General features: G+C 41.1%; 18 protein-coding genes. 9 read left to right on the top strand and 9 right to left on the bottom strand.

The window, feature by feature from the left end; all coding sequences use genetic code 11:
• Positions 1–14: 14 nt before the first annotated feature.
• Positions 15–977 carry a PstS family phosphate ABC transporter substrate-binding protein gene (locus C9J48_RS04790; protein ID WP_006230772.1) on the top strand — a complete coding sequence of 321 codons (963 nt, stop codon included), beginning with the start codon at positions 15–17 and terminating at the stop codon, positions 975–977.
• An 84-nt stretch (positions 978–1,061) separates the two neighbouring features.
• Here C9J48_RS04790 and ppx read toward each other — a convergent pair whose 3' ends face one another.
• From ppx to C9J48_RS04775, 3 genes are all read right to left on the bottom strand, one after another.
• Entirely contained in the window at positions 1,062–2,573 is a 1,512-nt protein-coding gene (gene ppx / locus C9J48_RS04785) for an exopolyphosphatase (protein ID WP_006230773.1), read from the bottom strand.
• Positions 2,560–4,662 carry a polyphosphate kinase 1 gene (gene ppk1 / locus C9J48_RS04780; protein WP_006230774.1) on the bottom strand — a complete coding sequence of 701 codons (2,103 nt, stop codon included), beginning with the start codon at positions 4,660–4,662 and terminating at the stop codon, positions 2,560–2,562. Before ppk1 ends, ppx begins: the two co-directional genes overlap by 14 nt.
• Before the next feature lie 129 nt (positions 4,663–4,791).
• Complete coding sequence (locus C9J48_RS04775; protein WP_006230775.1) at positions 4,792–5,304, bottom strand: glycine cleavage system transcriptional repressor; 513 nt, start codon at positions 5,302–5,304, stop codon at positions 4,792–4,794.
• A 371-nt stretch (positions 5,305–5,675) separates the two neighbouring features.
• On the opposite strand from C9J48_RS04775, the gene C9J48_RS04770 reads away from it, so the two are divergent.
• From C9J48_RS04770 to phoU, 4 genes are all read left to right on the top strand, one after another.
• On the top strand, positions 5,676–7,919 hold the full coding sequence (locus tag C9J48_RS04770; protein ID WP_006230777.1) for an ABC transporter permease subunit: 2,244 nt from the start codon (positions 5,676–5,678) through the stop codon (positions 7,917–7,919).
• A gap of 99 nt (positions 7,920–8,018) precedes the next feature.
• Complete coding sequence (pstA, locus tag C9J48_RS04765; protein ID WP_006230778.1) at positions 8,019–9,680, top strand: phosphate ABC transporter permease PstA; 1,662 nt, start codon at positions 8,019–8,021, stop codon at positions 9,678–9,680.
• A gap of 26 nt (positions 9,681–9,706) precedes the next feature.
• On the top strand, positions 9,707–10,525 hold the full coding sequence (gene pstB, locus C9J48_RS04760) for a phosphate ABC transporter ATP-binding protein PstB (protein WP_006230779.1): 819 nt from the start codon (positions 9,707–9,709) through the stop codon (positions 10,523–10,525).
• An 11-nt stretch (positions 10,526–10,536) separates the two neighbouring features.
• Complete coding sequence (gene phoU, locus C9J48_RS04755; RefSeq protein ID WP_006230780.1) at positions 10,537–11,247, top strand: phosphate signaling complex protein PhoU; 711 nt, start codon at positions 10,537–10,539, stop codon at positions 11,245–11,247.
• 91 nt (positions 11,248–11,338) lie between these two features.
• On the opposite strand, the gene C9J48_RS04750 is transcribed toward phoU, so the two are convergent.
• The 4 genes from C9J48_RS04750 to ppk2 all read right to left on the bottom strand — a co-directional run bounded on the left by C9J48_RS04750 (position 11,339) and on the right by ppk2 (position 15,097).
• The gene (locus C9J48_RS04750; protein ID WP_006230781.1) at positions 11,339–11,887 is read right to left on the bottom strand and encodes a porin family protein; all 549 of its coding nucleotides are present in this window, start codon (positions 11,885–11,887) and stop codon (positions 11,339–11,341) included.
• 396 nt (positions 11,888–12,283) lie between these two features.
• Positions 12,284–12,976 carry an outer membrane beta-barrel protein gene (locus tag C9J48_RS04745; protein WP_006230782.1) on the bottom strand — a complete coding sequence of 231 codons (693 nt, stop codon included), beginning with the start codon at positions 12,974–12,976 and terminating at the stop codon, positions 12,284–12,286.
• 287 nt (positions 12,977–13,263) lie between these two features.
• Entirely contained in the window at positions 13,264–14,193 is a 930-nt protein-coding gene (locus tag C9J48_RS04740) for a LysR family transcriptional regulator (RefSeq protein ID WP_006230783.1), read from the bottom strand.
• A gap of 103 nt (positions 14,194–14,296) precedes the next feature.
• Positions 14,297–15,097, bottom strand: a complete 801-nt coding sequence (ppk2, locus tag C9J48_RS04735) for a polyphosphate kinase 2 (RefSeq protein WP_006230784.1) — start codon at positions 15,095–15,097, stop codon at positions 14,297–14,299.
• 237 nt (positions 15,098–15,334) lie between these two features.
• Between ppk2 and C9J48_RS04730 the strand changes: the two genes are divergently transcribed.
• On the top strand, positions 15,335–16,816 hold the full coding sequence (locus C9J48_RS04730; protein ID WP_006230785.1) for an alpha/beta hydrolase: 1,482 nt from the start codon (positions 15,335–15,337) through the stop codon (positions 16,814–16,816).
• Between the two features lie 64 nt (positions 16,817–16,880).
• Here C9J48_RS04730 and C9J48_RS04725 read toward each other — a convergent pair whose 3' ends face one another.
• Together C9J48_RS04725 and C9J48_RS04720 are read right to left on the bottom strand one after the other, a co-directional pair.
• Positions 16,881–17,618 (bottom strand): copper homeostasis protein CutC, encoded by a 738-nt coding sequence (locus tag C9J48_RS04725; RefSeq protein ID WP_006230786.1) that lies wholly within the window; start codon positions 17,616–17,618, stop codon positions 16,881–16,883.
• 249 nt (positions 17,619–17,867) lie between these two features.
• On the bottom strand, positions 17,868–18,470 hold the full coding sequence (locus C9J48_RS04720; RefSeq protein WP_006230787.1) for a peroxiredoxin C: 603 nt from the start codon (positions 18,468–18,470) through the stop codon (positions 17,868–17,870).
• Between the two features lie 132 nt (positions 18,471–18,602).
• Here C9J48_RS04720 and C9J48_RS04715 point away from each other — a divergent pair, with 132 nt between their 5' ends.
• The 3 genes from C9J48_RS04715 to aceA all read left to right on the top strand — a co-directional run bounded on the left by C9J48_RS04715 (position 18,603) and on the right by aceA (position 23,118).
• Positions 18,603–19,499: a hydrogen peroxide-inducible genes activator gene (locus tag C9J48_RS04715; RefSeq protein WP_006230788.1), complete on the top strand. Its 897-nt coding sequence runs from the start codon at positions 18,603–18,605 to the stop codon at positions 19,497–19,499.
• A gap of 601 nt (positions 19,500–20,100) precedes the next feature.
• Complete coding sequence (aceB, locus tag C9J48_RS04710; protein WP_036803449.1) at positions 20,101–21,714, top strand: malate synthase A; 1,614 nt, start codon at positions 20,101–20,103, stop codon at positions 21,712–21,714.
• Between the two features lie 99 nt (positions 21,715–21,813).
• Positions 21,814–23,118 carry an isocitrate lyase gene (aceA, locus tag C9J48_RS04705; RefSeq protein ID WP_006230790.1) on the top strand — a complete coding sequence of 435 codons (1,305 nt, stop codon included), beginning with the start codon at positions 21,814–21,816 and terminating at the stop codon, positions 23,116–23,118.
• Positions 23,119–23,158 lie beyond the last annotated feature (40 nt).

The raw sequence follows: 23,158 nt of genomic DNA, 5'->3' as shown, positions 1-23,158 counted from the left end.
GACAATCACCTAATATGAGTGTAATACGCCGTATTCTTCCCATGATACTTGCATTCAGTATGCACAACGCTTGGGCATTAGATGCCGATTTAGCTAAATACCAGAAGATCAGTGGTGTCTCTGGTAATTTATCGTCTGTGGGTTCAGATACGCTCGCCAACCTGATGACCTATTGGGGCGAAGAATTTAAACGTAAATACCCGAATGTAAATATTCAAATTCAAACCGCGGGTTCGTCTACAGCCCCAACTGCATTAACAGAAGCGACGGCTCAACTAGGTCCTATGAGCCGTAAAATGAAGACCAAAGAAATTGAAGCTTTTGAGCATGAATACGGTTATAAACCGACAGCTATTCGTGTTGCCATTGATGCTTTAGCAGTGTTCGTTCATGAAGATAACCCGTTAAAGGGCATTAATTTTGAGCAGCTTGATGCTGTATATTCTCGAACGTATCGTTGTGGTGCAACGCAGCCGATTACACGTTGGGGGCAGTTAGGGTTAACAGGGCGTTGGGCTGACCGAGATATTCAACGCTTTGGGCGAAATTCGGTATCAGGTACGTATGGCTATTTTAAGCAACGGGCGCTGTGCAAAGGTGACTTTCTTAATAATGTTAATGAGCAGCCAGGCTCTGCATCCGTTGTACAGTCGGTATCAACATCATTGAACGCGATTGGTTATTCGGGTATTGGTTATAAAACGACGGGTATTCGTGCGATTCCAGTGGCGAAAGAGGGAGATAACTATGTGGATGCAACGATTGAGAATTCAATAAATGGCAGTTACCCACTAGCACGTTACCTCTACGTATATGTTAATAAGCACCCGAATAAACCATTAGACCCAATTTTAACGGAATTTTTTAAATTTGTTTTATCGCACAATGGGCAAAGTGTCGTTGAAAAAGATGGGTATATTCCATTACCCAAAAGTGTGGTCGAAGCCGATTTAGCCTTGCTTAAACTATTGAATTAACAGCTATTGAGCTGGGGTTTATTAAACTAAATTAAACGCAATAAATCGAGATAACTAGGTTTTAGTTATCTCGATTGTTGATGCTCATTGCTCTTCAGCAATAGATAACTGCCAGCCAGCCTTTTGCCAATATTCTTGTTCTTTGATTAAATCCGCCGCTAATAATTTATTACTGCTTAGCCAACCGACGGGTAACATCAGTTGCCAGTGTTCTTTCTCTGCTTTAATTTTGATGTTTGGTAAGGGGTCATCAATACGTTGCCCGTTTAGAGCGGTAGCAATCCGTAGCGTGCGAATTAAAGGGTATAAATGCTTACGTTTGTAGATGCTAAGCTCTGGCATTTCTTCAAGTTTTAATGCTTTGCGTTGAAAGCGTACCAAGGTGGCTAATACTGTTTGCTGTTCTAGATTAAAGCCAGGCATCGTACTGTGGCGAAGTAAATAAGCAGAATGACGGTGAAACCCTGGATAGCTAATACTTAATCCCACTTCGTGAAGTAATGCGCCCCAACTCAATAATATAGAGAGCTCTGATTTTGCTAACCCAGGGTGCGTGTCTATTTGGTCATAAAAATATTCAGCGGTATGTTGCACACGGTTTGCTTGGTCAATATCGATATTATATTGCTTTGCCATGGCGTTTGCCGTGCGTGTACGAATATCGCTATGACGGAAACGATCTTCCATTTCATACAATAAACCTTCACGTAGTGCGCCATCTGAGTAAATCATTTCATCTATATTTAAAGCGCTAAACACCGCACTTAAAATCGCAAGACCAGCAGCAAAAACGGGTTTACGGTCATCGGTTAAACCGAGTAGAACAAGATCTTCAGTTGTTTTGAATGACAATACTTGTTCGATAAGTTGGTTCAAGCGTTTGCTGGTAATTACCCCATCTGAGTAACCGTTAGCGATTAATACCTCTCGAATGGCTTTTATCGTACCAGAGGATCCGACTGCTTTATCCCAACCGAATTTACGGTACTTACTGGTAATGCTTTCCATTTTTTGTTGTGCGGCAAGTTGCGCTTCAGCGAAGTTTTTACTATTTAACTTAGCATTTTGAAAGTGGTTTTTGTTATAGCTTACACACCCCATATGTTTGCTATAAAGCACATGTGTATCGAATTCTTCACCTATCACTAGCTCAGTACTGCCGCCGCCTATATCGACAATCAATTTACGACCTGCATTGGGTTGGGTGTGAGCGACGCCTAAATAGATTAAACGCGCTTCTTCTGTGCCAGGAATGATCTCTATGGGATAGGGCATTATGTTTTCTGCACGCTTTAAAAAAACGTGGGCATTGCGAGCTTGTCGTAGGGTATAGGTGGCTGCGATACGTACATTTTCGGGTGCGAAACCTTGTAATCGTTCTGCAAACATCGTTAAGCAATTTAAACCACGTTGAATCGCAGCTTGATCTAAATTCTGTTGTGAATCCAGCCCTGAAGCTAGATGTACCCGCTGTTTGTGGCGGCTGATAATTTGCAAGCTTTGCCCTACAACACGGGCTACAACCATATGGAAGCTGTTTGAGCCCATATCAATTGCTGCAATTTCACGAGGACGTTCGTTATTAATAAGTGTCATTTTTTATTATCGCCTTCTCTGCTCGTTTCTTCAGCTGCTTTTCACTGTGTTTTAGGTAATCGTAAATGGCGATTTGTGAACGAATTTTACGACGATTGCCACGTGGCACATATTGATTGCTCATATCTTTATCGAGAATGCGTGCCTTTACTGTATCTGTAAGCTGAATGTTTAAGATGTCGATGATTTTTTTCTTTAATGCTGGATCATTAATCAGGCAACCCACTTCAATGCGGTGGTCGATGTTACGTGTCATCCAGTCGGCAGAAGAGATCATGACATCTGGGTCATTATTATTATTGAATACTGCTACCCTTGGGTGCTCAAGAAAACGGTCAATAATACTGATTGCGGTAATGTTTTCACTGATCCCTTTTAACCCTGGAATAAGCGCACACATCCCTCGAACAATAAGCTTGATATTGACGCCGTTATTACTTGCCTGATACAGCATGTTAATCAAGCCCTTATCGACAAGATTGTTAACTTTAAGTGTAATACCTGATGGTAAGTTTTGCTTAGCATGTGCAATTTCACGATCAATTAAATCGTAGAGTCGATTTCGTGAGTTACGGGGGGAAACAATTAGGTGGGTAAATTCAACTGGGCGATAGGGATTTTGGATGTAACTAAAGACTTGCCTTACTTCGTCTGCAATTTCAGTGTTACAGGTCAGTAAGGAGAAATCTGTATAAATACGTGCTGTTTTCTCGTTAAAATTCCCTGTGCCAATGTGCGCATAGCGAATCAGTTTATCGTCTTCTTGTCGGGTGATAAGGCATAATTTAGAGTGAATTTTTAAACCTGGTACACCGAAAACAACATGTACTCCGGCTTCTGTTAATTGTTTTGCCCATTCAATGTTAGCTTCTTCATCAAAACGCGCTTGTAGTTCAACAACCACGGTGACGCGTTTGCCATTATTGGCTGCGTCGATCATTGAATCAATTACCCGAGAGTGTTTGGCTACTCGGTAGATATTAATTTTTATTGAACGTACTTTGGGGTCGTATGACGCTTGGCGAATAAATTCCGTTACATGGCTAAAGGTGTGATAGGGGTAATACAGCAAAATATCTTGTGTTTTAATTGCATCAAATGCATTACGAGCACGAGTGAAATGATAGCTTTGAATCGGCGGTAATGAGGTATTTTCGAGGTATTTACGCCCGACATTAGGAAAGCCGATAAAATCTTTGAAGTTATGGTAACGACCTCCGGGGATAATACTGTCGTAACGGGAAACTTTGAGTAACCCACACAGTACATCGATCATATTACCTGGCATATCACGCTGGTAAACAAAGCGTACTGGCATTGCTGTTATGCGTTGATTTAGCCCTTCAGACATTTGCTCCAGTAAGCCATGTTCTACCTCTTGGCTAAGATCGTATTCTGCGTCTCGGGTCATTTTCATTGAGTATGCAGTTAGGCTATCGTACTCAAAGAAACCATTGAAAATATCATCTAAGCAAAAGCGGATAATGTTATCGAGCAAAATGAGAGTTTTTTTTCGTTTACCTTTAGGTTCCGGCAATTCGATGAAACGAGGGAGTTGATCGGTTGGGATCTCAATAAGCGCATGACACTTTTTTTCACCTTGCTGCATTTCAATGGCAAGGTATGAGTATTCGTCTTTTAGAAATTGCAGTAGATCAATATCGTCAGTAAGCAGAATCGGCGTAATGTGAGGCAAAATGGAATCACGGAAATATCGACGCAGCCAATTTTGTTGATGCTCGTCTAATTGAAGATCGTTTACGAGAAAAATATGGCGACGTGCCATTTCAAGTAATATCTCATTGTATAAAGTATCAAAGTCTTGATTCATTTTTAACACCCGACTTTGAATTTTACTCAAAAGGTGCTTAGCACCATCATCGCCACCTTGTACCTGATTGATCAGAATTCGACGTTTAATATCGGCAAATCTGACTTTATAAAACTCATCGGTATTGCTAGAAAAAATACCCAAAAATCGAACCCGTTCAATTAGAGGAACCGATTTATCGGCCGCTTCTTGCAGTACTCGTTCATTGAATGATAACCAGCTAAGCTCTTTTTCAATATAGAGAGATTCCGTGCTCATTGTTTTCCTGTTGTATGATTTTATAGATCTGTCGTGAACCGATGTTTACTGGAGGTATGTAGACTTAGCGATGTGGTCTGATAAAAGTAGGGAATGACTCTTCACTCCCTATATTGAAGTACGTACAATTTATGCAGGTACGCAATCTTCGATATCTACAGTCAAATCATCGGCTAACTTTTCGAGTTCATCTTGAATAATATCCAGATCAATATTGGCTGGGGTTTCTAATTGAAAAGTAGCGATGAAAATGGGGTATCCCCAGTTAGGTGCGCTTTGAGTTTCTGTTTTCAATTTGTTGATATTGATGTTCAGTTGACTCAAAAGCGTCGTGACTTCTTTTACGATGCCTGGACGATCATTACCGGTTACGGTTAGTTGATGCAACTCTGGCACCGGCGCTGATTTTTTTGCTTCTTCCACGATGTGGATTTGTAATTCATCTATTTTATCTAAAGCTGCATTCAGTTGCGGCATGTCTTCAGGAGCAACTTCAACTTGCAGAATACCTGCAAACTGACCAGCCAGTTTACTCAGGCTACTACTTAACCAATTTCCGTTATTTTGGAAAACCGTGTCAGATAGTAGCTCTACAAGTCCAGAGCGATCTTTACCGATAATGGTAATGATGAGATGTTTCATAACGAATTTCCTTTTTCGCGATAGTGAGTAACAAGTAAAAGTAGAGTGAGACTTTTACATTAGTACTATACCCAAGTTACCTCAAGGTGTTCACTGAGATCACTCTGAATCCTGCATATTGAGGTAGCTTGGGTATATTAATTATTGAAGCACAGAGTGATTCTGTCCACATTCAAACAAGCTCCATGAGTTGAAATAAGAATAGGATCATAAATGATTAAGACTACTGACATTTTATTGCAACTTTATGTCATTTTAATCAGTAGGGACTTCAAGAAAGAGGTTACAATGATCTTTATGGATCCGTTTGTCACAAAATTGTCATCTAAAAGACATATTATTAGTAAACGTATAAAAAGCTAGAGGTAATAATGGCGAGTGCCAGCGCATTTTTGTTGGGGGAAAACCGTGGTCGACGTTTAAGAGACCGATTGGTGCGGTTTGGTGTAACAGCTGGTGGCATTTCTGTACTTATTACTTTGGTTTTGATCTTCTTTTATTTGCTTTATGTCACGCTGCCGATCTTCTCGTCAGTCACCGTAAAGCCGCGTAATGTCACTATTGCCTCTTTTCCTGATACAGTTGTAGCCGTTGGTATTGAAGAAAATAACGATCTCGCTTTTCGCTTTTCCAAACAAGGCGAACTGGCTTTTGTCAGCTTGAAACCTGAAGACTCACTCGCCCCTATAATTAGCCAGCATTCTATTGCCAATAATCCTGTTAGCTTTGCACAAAGTTTACCCCGCGATGCGATTTTTGCTTATGGGCAAAGCGATGGTTACGTTAACGTTGTAAAACCTCTTTTTCAGGTTAGCTTTCCTGATAATAAACGTATAAGCACAGCCAGTGTTTCTTACCCTTTGGGGCAATCACGTTTCTTACTTGATCCGCAAGGACAAGCCATTGTGGAACTTGCTATATCATCTCGAGATAGTGACGCAATTATTGTGGGTAAAACGGCCGATAACCGCATTGTTGCCATGACATTTAAAGGTCAAGACGATGCATTAAATAGCGGCTCATTAAATGCGACCTCTATCTGGCAATCGCATTCATTCGAAATTACAGACGTGCCACAAAACATTAATGAGATTATTGTTACCCCAGATGGGCGCACCGTCTATTTACGCAGTGGTAATTATATTTACGTCGTACAGGTAAACCAATCTGGTGCCAAAGTACGTGATGTCGTGAATGTGAGTGATAAAAATGGCAACATTGAAAAGATAGAGTTGCTGTCAGGTGCAAATTCATTGCTGCTTACCACCTCTGATCATTCTGTCTCGCAATGGTTTGAAGTTGTGCGTGAGGGTAAGCGATCGTTAGTGAAGGCCCGTAATTTTGAATTTTCAATTAGCCCTATAAAAGAGTTGGTTTCTGAATATTATCGCAAAGGTTTTTTTGCTGTACAGCAAGATGGCGTGTTGTCGGCATACTACACATCAGATCGTAACGTGTTATACAAAGAACACTTATTTGAGCAAGCACCAGATAAACTGGTTATTTCTCCTCGTGCTGATCGCTTGTTAGCCATTTCAGGGGATCAATGGCAAACCTATACCGTTAAAAACGCTCATCCTGAGATTGGCTTTGCTTCTTTGTGGCAACAAGTATGGTACGAAGGCTATCAAGAACCTGATTACGTATGGCAATCAACATCGGCAAGTGATGAATTTGAACCTAAGTTGAGCTTGGTGCCTATCGTGTTTGGTACGCTAAAAGCTGCATTGTATGCCATGTTTTTTGCCATACCGCTAGCATTGGCTGGCGCGATTTATACTGCATACTTTATGTCATCTAGAATGCGTAATGTGGTAAAGCCAACCGTAGAAATAATGGAAGCGCTACCAACGGTTATTCTCGGCTTCTTAGCAGGATTGTGGCTAGCCCCGATTGTAGAAATGTACCTGTCAGGTATTGTGATGAGCTTGATTCTATTCCCTGTAACTATTTTATTGGTTGGCTGGGGATGGGCAGTATTACCAGGTAAATGGCGACACCGTATTCCTAATGGTTTTCACATTGCGATTCTGATGCCTGTGATTGTGCTATTAGGTTACGGGTGTATAGCGGCGAGTCCGTATATCGATCAATGGTTATTTGACGGTGATGTGCGCGGCTTTCTTACCAATGAATTAGGTATTGGCTACGATCAGCGCAACGCCCTCGTCGTTGGTATTGCGATGGGGTTCGCGGTTATACCTACCATCTTCTCTATTGCAGAAGATGCCATTTTTTCAGTGCCGGGTCATTTAACCAGTGGTTCATTAGCATTGGGTGCAACGCATTGGCAAACTCTGACGAAAGTGGTTCTGTTAACGGCAAGTCCGGGTATTTTTTCTGCGGTAATGATGGGGCTAGGGCGAGCTGTAGGTGAAACAATGATTGTGCTGATGGCTACGGGGAACACCCCGATTATGGATTGGAATATTCTGCAAGGGATGCGTACATTAGCGGCAACGATCGCAATTGAAATGCCAGAATCTGAAGTCGGTAGTTCACATTATCGTGTCTTATTTCTTGCCGCATTTGTGTTGTTTATATTCACCTTTATTTTTAATACTATCGGTGAATTGGTTCGCCAGCGTTTACGCGAAAAGTACAGTTCATTGTAATAACCACGTGCGTGATAGTACGGATGGCCAGTGTGTATTCGTGCGTTGATTCAAATAGAGTTTATTCTGCCGTTATAGAGATATGGAATATGTTGATTAATGATTAAGTGGTTTAAATCAGGCTCGCCTTGGATATGGCTTACTGCGGGTGCGGTAAGTTTAAGTCTGGTTGCTGTATTGGGTTTATTGCTATTGATTGGTTGGAAAGGGCTCAGTTTTTTTTGGCCGGCTCCTGTATATCAATTTGATGTGTCGTTTAATGGTAGCAACCAAATTATTATTGGTGAAATATATGAACAAAAAAGTGTTTCGGTTGAGCAGCTAGCTGACGCAGGAATCGATGTTTCTAACATTGAAGGTAATACTGTGCCTCGCTATTTAATTAAAACGGGTAACCGAGAGCGCGTTGCGCTTGATTTTATAACGTTACTGAAAACGCAAATCACACGGCAAGTATTGGCAGATAATATTGCGGTTATCGATCGTGATAAGAACGGTAAGTTCTACGGTTATCCTATCGGTTTTATTGATGGCGGTCAGCGTCGTGGCATCGAAGATATTGAGAGCGGCTTATTACAAGCCAGCCTTGTACGTACCCAATTAGACAACCTAAAAAACAGTGAAATTGCAGATATTAATTGGCAATTAAATCAGCAGCGGTTAAAGCAACGCAAGTTAGCCTTGAATGAATCATCAAACGATCCTGCACAGATCTCATTAGATGAATCGGCACAACAATCGATTGATACAGAAATAAAACGGTTACAAGATGCTTATTCAGAGGTAGAACAACGCCTATTTGTGTTGCAAGAAAAATTGCAAAATGATGCATTAGTTGTCGTTGATATGCATGGCAATGAAGTGATGTTGCCGATGATACAAGTGCTGGATATGTGGTATCCGAACAATTTATCATTCTTGGGTAAGCTTACGCATTGGGGGCATCAAGTGGTTAAATTTTTAACCGAAGATCCCCGCGAAGCTAATACTGAAGGTGGCGTTTTCCCTGCTATTTTTGGCACTGTTTTCATGGTGTTACTAATGAGTATTATAGTGACACCATTAGGCGTAATGGCTGCTATTTACCTACATGAATATGCAGGTAAAAATGGCTTTACTAAGCTTATTCGTGTAGCTGTGATTAACTTAGCGGGTGTGCCTTCCATTGTATACGGTGTGTTTGGTTTAGGCTTTTTCGTATACATGGTTGGGGGAACCATCGATGATGTGTTCTTTTCGTCACAACTGCCAACGCCTACTTTTGGTACACCAGGTATTTTATGGTCGGCACTGACATTAGCCATTTTAACCTTGCCTGTTGTGATTGTATCAACAGAAGAAGGTTTGGCGCGTATTCCTAGCTCAGTGCGTCATGGCTCATTAGCATTAGGTGCCACGCAGTCTGAAACGTTATGGCGCATAGTATTACCAATGGCAAGCCCAGCGATAATGACTGGTTTAATTTTAGCGGTTGCACGTGCAGCAGGTGAAGTTGCCCCTCTTATGCTGGTGGGGGTCGTGAAAATGGCACCCACGTTACCTGTTGATGGTCATTTTCCTTATGTACATTTAGACCGTAAGTTTATGCACCTTGGCTATCATATTTATGATGTCGGCTTTCAGAGCCCCAATGTAGAAGCTGCTCGGCCATTGGTGTATGCCACCTCATTTTTACTAGTGACAGTTATCGTCGGATTGAATTTAACAGCCATTGGTATTCGAAATCATCTACGTGAGAAATTCCGCTCTTTAGAGCAGTAACGCGTTGATATAATAGCGAGAAATACATGCTTTCAGTTAATCCATCAATGGGCTTATTTGAACCATTAGATTTAGCCTCGTTACCCGATGACAAAACGGCGATGTCAATCGAAGGGCTCGATCTTCATTACGGTAATACACAAGCGCTATTCGATATTAATATGCGCGTTGCTAAAGGGCAGGTAACGTCATTCATTGGTCCGTCAGGTTGCGGTAAATCGACGTTATTACGCTGTATTAACCGAATGAATGAATTAGTGGAAGGTTGTCGTGTTGATGGCAAGATCATGCTTCATGGTCAAAATATTTATGACAGCAAAGTGGATGTAGCATCATTACGTCGCCGAGTGGGTATGGTATTTCAGCGCCCGAATCCATTTCCTAAATCGATTTATGAAAATGTGGTTTATGGGCTGCGTTTGCAAGGATTGAAAGAGCGTCGAGTGCTTGATGACGCGGTTGAAAAATCATTACGTGGTGCGGCGTTATGGGATGAGGTAAAAGATCGTTTGCATGAAAATGCCTTTGGTTTATCAGGTGGTCAGCAGCAACGTTTGGTGATTGCCCGAGCGATTGCGATTGAGCCTGAGGTCTTGTTATTGGATGAGCCGACATCAGCATTGGATCCTATTTCGACGCTGACAATTGAAGAATTGATCAATGATCTAAAAATGAAGTACACGGTCATTATCGTAACCCATAACATGCAACAGGCTGCCCGAGTGTCGGATCAAACCGCATTTATGCACATGGGTGAGTTAGTGGAATACTCTAGCACCAATGATATTTTTACTACCCCAAAAGAGAAACGCACTGAAGATTACATTACTGGCCGATATGGTTAAGGAGTCGCAATATGTTAGATAATTTAAGCCTTGGCCGTCATATTTCTGGTCAGTTTAATGCCGAATTAGAAAGTATCCGTACGCATGTATTAGCGATGGGCGGGCTAGTTGAACAACAGCTCGCTGATTCATTAAAAGCAATGCACCAGCAAGATGCTGAATTAGCCAAACGTGTGATTAAAGATGATCACAAAGTGAATGCGATGGAAGTTGCAATTGATGAAGCGTGCACGCGTATTATCGCGAAACGTCAGCCAACCGCGAGTGATTTACGGTTAGTTATCGCTATTATTAAAACGATTACTGATCTAGAGCGTATCGGTGATGTAGCAGAAAGTATTGCGAAAGTGGCGTTAGAAAACTTCACGAATAAACAATATAACTTATTAGTATCGTTAGAAGCTCTTGGTCAACATGCCGTGAAAATGTTGCATGATGTACTTGATGCATTTGCGCGAATGGATGTAAAAGCAGCTGTTGAAGTGTACCAAGAAGATGATCGTATTGATCGCGAATATGAAGCGATAATTCGTCAATTGATGACATATATGATGGAAGATCCGCGCTCAATACCGAATGTATTACAAGTAATGTGGTCGGCGCGTTCTATTGAGCGAGTTGGTGACCGCTGCCAAAATATTTGTGAATATATTATCTATTTCGTTAAAGGCAAAGATGTTCGTCATACCAACCCAGATGAAATAGGCAATGTCTTGAAGTGATTAATAACAGCCGTATACACCCTGAATACGTTATACAGGGTGCTTTACGGCGTAGTTATTAAACTTGTAGTTATTTAAAACTTATAGCTGTTTAAAACTTATAGTTAGCACCGATGTAGAATGTACTGTAATCAGAGTCGACGCCTAATGGCTCAACAGAAATAGCCTTGTAACCAGCCTTGATTGTCACGTTTTGATTGAAATCATAGCCTGCTTCTAAGCCGTATGACAAGCCAGTATCACTGTCAGAGAATTTCTCAACATCCCCCAAAATGTCTTCTTTGAATTCTTCTTTTACACTGTGTAAGCCCAATTGAGCACCTGCGTAAAAGTTATCATTGAAATAATATTTAGGTTTTACATTGATACCGAATGAGTGAGCTTTCAATTCGGCAGACCAACCATCAATTATTGTTACTTTATCTTTACCATAGCTACGATATTCACCTTCGACACCAATGACAATCTGTTGCGTGATTTGGAAGTTGTAGCCTGCCACCAAGCCAATGCCTGTATCAAATGATTCGCTATCTAGGCGGTTTGAGCCTAAGTCAGTACCAATATAAAAACCGTCTTTAGATGCTAAGGCTGGAGCTGAAAGTAAAGATGCGATAGTTAGAGCAAAAATTGTCTTTTTCATGATATACCCAAATAAATAAGTTGTGATTATTTTTATATCCGCAGAAGTAACGGCGTTTCGATGTGATAAATATTAAATCAAACACTGTTCACAATATAATTAGTTTGGTCTATATCGATTATTAGGAATGCTTATTACCTGTGGTAAGTGTTCATGCCGAAGGGGTATATTGGAGGCTTATTTGGAACTCAGTAACTTAATTATCGTTGTTGATGAATATGTGAGGGGAGGAAAAGTAGGTTTGATAATACGATCAAAAAAGCCCCTAATAGAAAGATAAAGGCTATTAGGGAGAGTGGCCAAAAGGCAAAAACAGTATTGCAGCCTCAACAAAAAACGGAAGCATAATACATGCTTCCGTTTTTATTGAGGCGTCTTTAATCTAATGGAAGTCGTTTAGAAAGCATAACCCACTGTAAGCATAACTGAGCGTTCTAGTTTATTTTTGTACTCACGATCAGTGGTTACTTTTCCCTCGTTATTACCCACGCCATCAGATATGGACACAACATCAGCACCTGAACCGCCAATCTCTGCATCAGAGATTGAGTACAGTAAACCAAATTTCACTTTCTGGTATTGGGCATCGACACCCAAATCTAGCGCATTTTTGTGGGTAGTGCCTTCGGCATAACGGTCTGATGTATTGCCATTAGCATAATCTGTCAATGACCCTGATGTGTGAGTCCATTCGGTACGGCTGATACCCATTTTTGGGGTTACAGTCCAGTCGTTGTTGATATCGTAGGCATAACCTACGTTGAAGCCGACCACTCGCACTTCATCTTTTGAATAGCTTGAGTAAATATTCATGTCATTTGTAGCAGGTGTTGGATCAGCCCATTCATTGCCGTTAATATTCTTGTTGAGTTTTGAACCACCAATGTAAGCACCAACTACAATGTTGTTATCTAAGCGTTGGTCAAAACCTAAAATAGTGATGTCTGCTTTGTTGCCACCTGTTTCACCTTTCACTTTGGCTTGTTGGTAGCCTAAGTAGATACTGGTTCCGTTGTCAGTTTCAGAAGCTGCGAAAGCTGGTGCAACGCAAAGAGATAGTAGTGATACAGCAAGTAATGTCTTCTTCATTTGGCACTCTCAATCATTGAATTCATGGAAAATAGTTAGGTATATTTCAAGCTTTCCATATTTGGCCCCGTCACTTCGTTGGTGACGATGTGGCCTTCCTTGTTGACGAGAGAATATTAAATTGAGCGGTGTTTTTTATCTAATCACCAATTATTATCTAACTGATAAGATCAGCTAATTAATCTGACTAGCTTAAGTAGTCGATAAGGAGTACTTATAAGGAGGAAGGTTAGTAGAAAGTAGAATTGCCTAATAATAAGAAAGAAGGTTTATCAGGCAATATCGCGTTATTTTACAGTTTCTTTTTGCAGTAAATTATTGATGAGTTTGTGCAACCAAAGTGTTGTTGGGTTTCGTTTATTTTTTTGATGGTAATAAGCGATAATAGGGAAAGTGATATCTTTACCATCAATACTGACCTTCATTCCGCGTAATTCTCTCAATTCTCGCTCAGGGACAAAAGTGGTTGATGGGTAGACCATATCAGTGTGTCTTACTACATCAAGCACTGCCATTGGTAATTCAGAACGAAATCCAATTCTGACACTCAATCCATGACTTTTCATTACTCGCTCTGCTTGAGAGGTATTCGAGTTCCAATCTGGAATGATCAAGTTAGCCATTTCATAGCCTTTGACATCTTTGGGGGAAATCATTTCTTTATTTATTGGGTGATCTTTTCGTACATATATAATGAAGGTGTCATCCCCGACTTTTTTGCGAATAAGCTCTTTAGGCGCATGATGAATATCAAAATTAACTCCGATGGCTATTTCACCTTTATTCAGATCTTCAAGCGTTGTCGGTGACCAGTTAAGAAGATGTACATCGACATTAGGTGCATCCTTACGAATGGCATGGAATAACTTACTAGAAAGGTAAGTAAGAATATGTGGCGCTAGTGCAATACGGATTGATCCATTAAGATCGGCGGGATCAAAGTCTTGGCTGCAGTTTAGGGTAGAAGAGAGTTCATCCATAACTGGGTTAATGCTATCCATCAGCTCTTCGCCGAAAGCTGTTGGTTTTAGACCGTGTCGCGTTTTTACAAAAAGCTCGTCATCAAAATGGTTGCGGAGTTTGAGTAAGGCTTGGCTGATTGCGGGTTGGCTGACGAATAGTCGCTCAGAGGCTTTTCGCATATTGAGCTCTTGCGATAGAATCACAAATGTTCGTAGTAGATTGAGATCGAGCTTTAAATATAAATCTTTCGCCATACTGGCTACCTCTTAAACCATCCGTGTTGATATCAAGCTACCAGAAAACTGATAATAACAAAGTGCTTTTTTGTTTGAACAAAGCATTATGCGCGATCAAAACTTATTTTTGGCTGAACAGGTCAGGTATAAAAGTTTGATTGTCTATTGGTGAACGTACGTAGCCTTCTTTATTCACCTTAGGTAACGAGATAGTTGGGTAATCAATTTCTTTATAGGGGATCTGAGTTAATAGGTGTGAAATACAGTTGATGCGTGCTTTCTTTTTATTGTCTGCATCGACAACCCACCAAGGGCATTGTTTTGTGTCTGTATAGGCAAACATTGCGTCTTTTGCTGCGGAGTATTCAGCCCAACGATTGCGGGATTCTAAATCCATAGGGCTAAACTTCCAACGCTTCATTGGGGTATTAATACGTTCTAAAAAGCGTTTTTCTTGTTCGTCATCAGAGACTGAAAACCAGTACTTAACCAAGATAATGCCTGAGCGTTTAAGCATGCGTTCAAATTCAGGGCATGAACGAAGAAACTCGTTGTATTCTTCATCTGAACAAAAGCCCATGACTTTCTCGACACCGGCGCGGTTGTACCAGCTACGATCAAGCAATATCATTTCACCAGCGGCAGGAAGGTGAGAAACATAACGTTGAAAGTACCACTGTGTTTTCTCTTTTTCTGTCGGCTGAGGCAGTGCAACAACACGGCAAACACGAGGATTGAGCTTTTCAGTAATACGCTTTATTACTCCTCCTTTACCCGCGGCATCTCGCCCTTCAAAAATAACGACCACCTTCATACCAGAGTGTTTGATCCACTCTTGAAGTTTGACTAGCTCCACTTGCAAGTTGACTAGCTCAGATTCATAGTCTTTTTTCTTTAATCGATTGTCTGAATTATTGGACATTGTTCACTCCAGATAAAACGTACTTAAGAGGGGATATTATTTAATTGTAACCTTAAGAATAGTTGTTCAGTGAGTTTTAGGTGTTGATGTAACAAAAAATGGATATTTACAGCTAAGTATTTGTTTAGGATGCAATTGAATGCTGTATCATTTTATTTTTATATGTGTTGTCATTGTAATGATAATTTTTATCAATTATAGGTTTGTTATTTCAACTTAACTGAATAAGGTCTTTTGATGTACCGATTAATATCTGGATTTGCTGTTAGTTTATTACTAGCAGGTTGTGGTGGTGGCGATGGTGGAAGTGATTTTTCTAAAACAACTACTGACGCACAACGAACTTGCCCACAAAACATGGAATGTGGTTTTTTGTCGGTTCCGAAAGATTACAGTAATTTGAATGATGGCGATATTGATGTCTATTACGGTGTTCGCCGAGCAAATATTCCGTCTCAGCGCCTTGGTATTTTGGTTTTCAACTTTGGAGGGCCTGGTGCGAGTGCCGTAAATGGTGCAGGCTTTATGGCAGCAAACCGTTTACCCAATGATATTTTGAATCGATTTGATATTGTTGGTATGGATCCTAGGGGGTCTGGTCGCAGTGAATATGCAGAAGAACTTACCCTGTGTGCTGAAAACGGTAATTGCGATAATGAATATGCAACACTTGCGCAGTACGTAGGCAGTAATAGTGTGGTAAAGGATCTTGACCAATTACGTCAGAAATTTGGGGATGATAAGCTGAATTTTATCGGGTATTCCTATGGTACGCGTTTAGGTTCGTTATATGCGCAACAGTTTCCCGAGCATGTTCGGGCTATTGTGCTTGATTCTTCGATGTCACCGAATACAGAAAACTACCTACAATTGCGTTTAGGAAATACGAAAGGTTTTGACACGGTGGCGAATTACCGTTTAGTTGAAGCATCAAGAATGAGCAAATACGAAACAGTGATCGACAGCGTTAACACCATTAAGGGTTACGTCGATAAAGAATATAATTGGTTTTCTAAATTGGAATCTGACAGCACATTGAATCGCCTTGTTAGCCGCCAATCTGATAAAGAATGGGCTCCAATTTCAGCCGGGTTATTCAAATTTTTGGATGATGATGATGTAGCTGATTTGCGAACAGCTTTGTATCAACCTATTCCAAGAATGAGTAAAAAGCTGTCGTCTGATCAATTGCGAAGTGATGCTCTATTTCGTGCTGTAATTTGTACCGATGAACTCAGCCCGATAAGTACTAATGAGGCATCAATATCTGAACCTCGTTTTATGGCTGAATCGAAGTTATTTGGTCATTATCAATATGAACAAAATGCATCGTTATGTGCAGACTGGCCAAACTCTCGAGATTCAGTTGCGAATATCGAGAATATGGAACAAAAGTTAGCGGGTCAGCGTATTTTGATGATTGGCGGACAGTATGATCCCGCGACACCTTACGCTTGGACAGAATTGATGCATCAGCAATTTGGTAACTTGGCTTCTTTGATTACGGTTAATAACTATGTTGACCACGGTTTTAGCTTTGACGGTAACACGTGTATCGATAACCCAACGACGCAATACTTATTAAATCCAGAAATACCGGTTGGTAATATTAGCTGTGATGGCTCGATTCAAACGAAATCGGCGACATATTCGAGCGGGATAACGCCTGAAGAAGATATTCATCCGGCGAAAAGAGTTCGTGGTTTTTCAGGTATATAATCGATAGGAAAGACAAAGCCTGTATTTCGCAGGCTTTGTTTACAACTTATATGTACGAATAGATCTAACGAATTGCGTTAATTACGGCAGAGATTTTTTCAACCGATGTAACAGGAATACTAAAGTCATCAATATCGGCGCTACCCATATGTGCTTGGTTAGCAAATTGCACCATATGACTCGGGCGTGTGCTTTTCCCTGATAAGTGAATTTCACTAATACCAGTACGAGTGATAATGTGTTTTGCGTTAGTAGCCGTTACTCCGGCACCCGCCATTATACTCAGACGTTCACCACAATATTTAACCATCTCAGCAATCATATCTACGCCATCAAGCGCATTAGCTTGTAAGCCTGATGTTAGTATCCGCTCACAACCGGCAGCCATTATGTTGTCTAATGCTGCCATTGGGTCAATACATTGGTCGATAGCACGATGAAATGTTACCCCTAAGCCATTTGCTTCTTTCACTAGGCTATTAAGAATATCACTATCGATATGACCCTCTTTCGTTAATACCCCAATAACGACACCTTGAAGCTGCGCTAGTTTCGCTGCGTGAATATCTGCCAGCATGATTTCAACATCATCACTTGAGAATAAAAAGTCACCTTGGCGTGGGCGAATCATGGCATAAACAGGAATTGAGGCATGTTTGGCTGCTAATTGCATAAAACCCGCGCTGGGTGTTAAACCACCAAGGGCTAATGAAGAACATAATTCAATGCGGGAAGCGCCACCTTGCTGTGCATAGTGAAGTGATTCTAGGTTGTCGATACAAACTTCAAGTTGGATTGTCATTATTATTCAAATGCGAGGGTATAGGTGTTGGCAGTTTAATCCATCTGGCCATAAATGTGACTAAATTTTGGGAGGGAACAAGGGCAGTTCGATTAATATTGAAAGGGCAGTTTTGTTCAGATAAAAAAAGGGCCCGGTGCAATCCGGGCCTCATCATTCTTTTGCCTTTGGCTGACTTAGGCTTTACGCTTTTGCGTTCGTTGCCTCAACACCGTGAGCATGGTGTTGTTAACTCTTCAATAAGAAGAATTATAGGTCTGCAGTGTGCTCAGATAGGTAGTCAGCAACACCTTTTGGAGATGCGTCCATACCTGCTTTGCCTTCTTCCCACTGTGCTGGACAAACTTCACCGTTTTTCTGGTGGAAGTTTAGTGCATCAACCATGCGTAGCATTTCGTCGATGTTACGGCCAAGTGGAAGGTCGTTAACTACTTGATGACGTACAAGACCGTCTTCGTCGATAAGGAAAGAACCACGGAAAGCAACGCCAGCTTCTGGGTGCTCTACATCGTACGCTTTACAGATTTCATGTTTAATGTCAGCGATTAATGGGTACTTAACTTGACCGATACCGCCATCTTCGATAGCAGTGTTACGCCATGCGTTGTGAGAGAATTGAGAATCGATTGAAACACCGATTACTTCAACGCCTTTCGCTTGGAAATCTTCAAAACGCTTATCAAAAGCGATTAGCTCTGATGGGCAAACAAAAGTGAAATCTAGTGGGTAAAAGAAAACTACTGCTTTTTTACCTTTAGTAAACTCTGCGAAGTTGAAGTTATCAACAATTTCGCCGTTACCTAGAACAGCTGCAGCAGTAAAATCTGGTGCTTGACGACCTACTAGTACCATTTTGGTGCTCCTAAAATATTCTGTTTGTCGCCGACCTTTTCGGTAGGCTCCTTGTTTGGACGAGACAAACTATACCTAAACTGTTAGATTGAAAAAAGCGGAATAAATAGATTGAAGTAATCGGAAAAAACGATGAGTAAATTTCCTTCACTAAAACAGCTTCATTACCTTGTTACTTTGTTTGAAACTCGTCATTTTGGCAAAGCAGCAATAAAGTGTTTTGTTAGCCAGTCGACCCTGAGTTCGGGCATTCAAAATCTTGAAGAATTATTGAACTGCCAATTAATCGAGCGTGATAACAAATCGTTAGTCTTTACCTCTACAGGGGAAGAGGTCGTGATACGTTCCCGTGAATTACTGGCACGTAGCCAAGATCTAATGGAATTATCAAGTGGCGCTGGCGATGGCATGGAAGGTCAACTTCGGGTGGGCTGTATACCGACTATCGCACCATTTTTGTTGTGCGATTTGGTGCAAGAGGTGAATCGACTGCACCCTAACTTGAATCTTCTATTGCGTGAAGACACCACCACGAACCTGTTAGCGGCGTTACGTAATGGAGAAATGGATGTACTGATCTTAGCCTTGCCTGTTGATATCAATAATATGCACAGCAAGATAGTAGGGCGAGATGCCTTTAAAATGGTGATTAGCAAAAATCAGGCAGAAAAAGTGAATGTTCCCCTTCGATACGCTGATTTACCAGATGAATCGGTTTTCTTGTTAGAGAAAGAACATTGCTTAACGGATCATGCTGTTTCTGCGTGTAAGCTGACCACCAAAGAAAAAATAAACCCCTTTACTGCCACAAGCTTACACACGTTAGTGCAGATGGTCGCGAATGGGTTAGGCACAACCTTTATTCCTCAAATGGCTATCGATCATGGCTTATTAGATAATCAAAACTTAGTTGTTATTGAACCACCGGGGCAGGCTGCTTACCGTGAAATTGGTTTAGTGTGGCGCCCTACGTCTAGCCGAATCAAGACTTTTAACGGTCTTGCCGACATAGTAGAAGGACTTTTATAGTCCTTTTGAAGTCGTGCTGGTAGAAAAGACAATATTCCAGCACGATCTTCTGATATCCCACCAAAAATCAAGATATATCATCTTATTATCTTCTGATCGAATACCTCTTTTTTGTAGGTTTATTATGTTTCGTACTGCAAATAAATGAAATTGAGTGAGTATTATCACTTTGAGCTCCTGTATGAAATATAGCCAAAATGTTTTCGTAATATACTGTTATTAAAATCTTTATAGTGAATGTAATGGACACCTTCTGTTTTAAACGTTTTTTATTAAAAATCCTTAACGCTCACTTCTGGTAATTTAATTACGTAACTTGTTACATTTTTCACTGTAATTCTTACTATTTATATCAACCGAGTTTTTTACTGTTTTTTGTTTTAATTTTGCGTTTTGAGCTTTAACTCTACTAGTATTTAACTTGTTGTTTTAAATTGATTACTTCTCTTCTACTGCAAGCGTGTAGTAAAAAAATAATTTGCAATTATTGATTTGTTACGGCAACGTAAATAGGGCGTTAACGCAGATGATTGCAGACTTTAAGGTTTTTCAATTATTGATAAAAGTAGTGATTAAGTTACAAGTGAGTGGAGGGGTGAAAATGACGGACAATCAAGGCAACGCGGATTATGAAGTTAAACTGTCATTACAGACAATACTGACAGCAGAACAACAAGAAATATTAAGTAGTGAAGCCTTGCAGTTCGTTGAGCGTTTAGTTCAGCGCTTTGCTTCCCGAGTTCCTCAATTACTTTCTGCACGAGAAGAACGCCAGCAAAAAATAGATGCTGGAGAGCTACCTGATTTTCTGTCCAATACGACGGACATACGCAACGGTAATTGGCGTATTCAAAATATACCAACCGACCTACAAGACCGACGTGTTGAAATTACCGGTCCCGTTGACCGTAAAATGGTGATTAATGCCCTGAATGCAAATGTAAAAGTATTCATGGCTGATTTTGAAGATTCATTTGCGCCAGCTTGGAATGAAGTGCTTGATGGGCAGCGTAATCTGCGTGATGCGGTGAATAACAATATTAGCTACACCAACCCAGAAAACGGAAAAGAATATGCGTTAAATGATGATCCGGCGGTATTGATTTGCCGTGTTCGTGGTCTTCATTTACCAGAAAAGCATTTGTTGTGGCAAGGGGAGCCTATTCCTGGATCACTGTTTGATTTTGCATTGTACTTCTTCCTTAACTACAAACAGTTACTAGAAAAAGGGAGCGGCCCTTATTTCTACCTACCCAAACTACAAGCGTATCAAGAAGCGGCATGGTGGAGTGATGTCTTTAGTTTTACTGAAGATGAGTTTGGTTTGCAACGCGGCACAATCAAAGCAACGGTATTGATTGAAACTTTACCAGCCGTTTTTGAAATGGATGAGATTCTTTATAGCTTGAAAGAGCATATTGTTGGTCTTAATTGTGGCCGTTGGGATTATATTTTTAGCTATATCAAAACGCTACGAAACCATCCGGATCGCATTTTGCCAGATAGACAAGTTGTTACGATGGAGAAGCCATTTCTAAATGCTTATTCCCGTTTATTGGTGCGTACTTGTCACCGTCGTGGTGCATTTGCAATGGGAGGGATGGCTGCATTTATTCCATCAAAAGAGCCTGAGCGCAATGCATGGGTACTCAATAAAATCCAAACCGATAAATCATTAGAAGCGAACAATGGCCACGATGGCACATGGGTTGCGCATCCAGGTTTAGCCGATACTGCTCGTGCCGTATTTGATGAAGCATTGGGTACGCGCAACAACCAATTAGATATTAGCCGTGAAGATGATGCCCCAATTACTGCGGCAGAGTTACTCGCACCATGTGACGGTGAACGTACAGAAGAGGGAATGCGTCACAACATTCGTGTTGCTGTTCAGTACATAGAGGCATGGATTACGGGTAATGGCTGTGTGCCGATTTACGGGCTAATGGAAGATGCCGCAACCGCTGAGATATCACGTGCTTCAATTTGGCAGTGGATTAAACACGGTAAATCATTGAGCAATGGTGATGTGGTCACCAATGCGTTATTTGAAGACATGCTAGACCAAGAAATGGTGGTGTTGGAGCAAGAGCTAGGAAGCGAACGATTCCAACAAGGCCAATATGAAGAAGCTGCAGCGCTTATGTCGCGATTAACAACCAGTGACGAGCTTGTAAACTTCTTAACAGTTTCAGGTTACGAATATCTAAACTGACAGTAAACAGATGAAAAATTAGACAGTAAAAGTCGAAAAAAGAATGCATTAACGATTACGTTAAGCGAATTATCGCCAAATGAAACGAGGGACATCATTATGACATTGACTCGCCAGCAGCAAATAGAAGCTATTGAAAAAGACTGGGCTGAAAATCCACGTTGGAAGCACGTTAAACGTACTTACACCGCAGAAGAAGTAGTAAATCTACGTGGTTCATTTGCCCCTGCAAATACGATTGCCCAGCGCGGCGCTGATAAGCTGTGGGATTTGGTCAATGGTTCTTCGAAAAAAGGATATGTTAACTGCCTAGGTGCACTGACGGGTGGCCAAGCGGTTCAACAAGCTAAAGCCGGTATTGAAGCTATCTACTTATCGGGTTGGCAGGTTGCTGCCGATAACAACACGGCATCGACGATGTACCCTGATCAGTCGTTATACCCTGTAGATTCAGTACCATCAGTAGTTACTCGTATTAATAACTCATTCCGTCGTGCAGACCAAATTCAGTGGTCTAGTGGGGGGAACCCAGAAGAAGGCATTGATTACTTCTTACCGATTGTAGCCGATGCCGAAGCGGGTTTTGGTGGTGTGCTTAATGCGTATGAACTTATGCGCAATATGATTGATGCCGGTGCCGCAGGTGTTCACTTTGAAGATCAGTTAGCATCAGTGAAAAAATGTGGTCACATGGGCGGTAAAGTCTTGGTGCCAACCCAAGAAGCGGTACAAAAATTAGTGGCGGCACGTTTAGCGGCAGACGTCGCGGGTACAACCACTTTGGTTATAGCGCGTACCGATGCTAACGCAGCAGATTTGTTAACGTCAGATTGTGATTCATACGATAACGACTTTATTATCGGTGACCGCACAGCTGAAGGTTTCTACCGTGTACGTGCTGGTATCGATCAAGCCATCTCTCGTGGCTTAGCGTATGCACCGTATGCCGATCTTATTTGGTGTGAAACTGCGAAGCCATGTTTAGAAGAAGCACGTAAGTTTGCTGAAGCGATTCATGCACAGTACCCTGATCAATTATTGGCATACAACTGTTCACCATCGTTTAATTGGGAGAAAAACCTAGATGGCGAGACAATTGCTAAGTTCCAGCAAGAGTTGGCAGATATGGGCTATAAATACCAATTCATCACGTTAGCTGGCATTCATAACATGTGGTACAACATGTTTGAATTAGCCCATGCTTATGCTCAAGGTGAAGGTATGCGTCACTATGTTGAGAAGGTACAGCGTCCTGAGTTTGAAGCGGCAGAACGTGGGTATACGTTTGTTGCTCACCAACAAGAGGTAGGTACGGGTTACTTCGATAAGATGACAAATACGATTCAAGGTGGTCAATCTTCAGTAACGGCATTAACAGGCTCGACAGAAGAAGATCAGTTTTAATTAATCTAAGCATCATTAGGTTATCGTCGAGGAGCACTTG

Origin of the sequence: Photobacterium profundum (assembly GCF_003026285.1) — a bacterium.
In the GTDB taxonomy this organism is placed as follows: domain Bacteria; phylum Pseudomonadota; class Gammaproteobacteria; order Enterobacterales; family Vibrionaceae; genus Photobacterium; species Photobacterium profundum.
The sequence above is the reverse complement of the archived record's forward strand: the minus strand, read 5'-3'. Positions and strand labels throughout refer to the sequence as shown.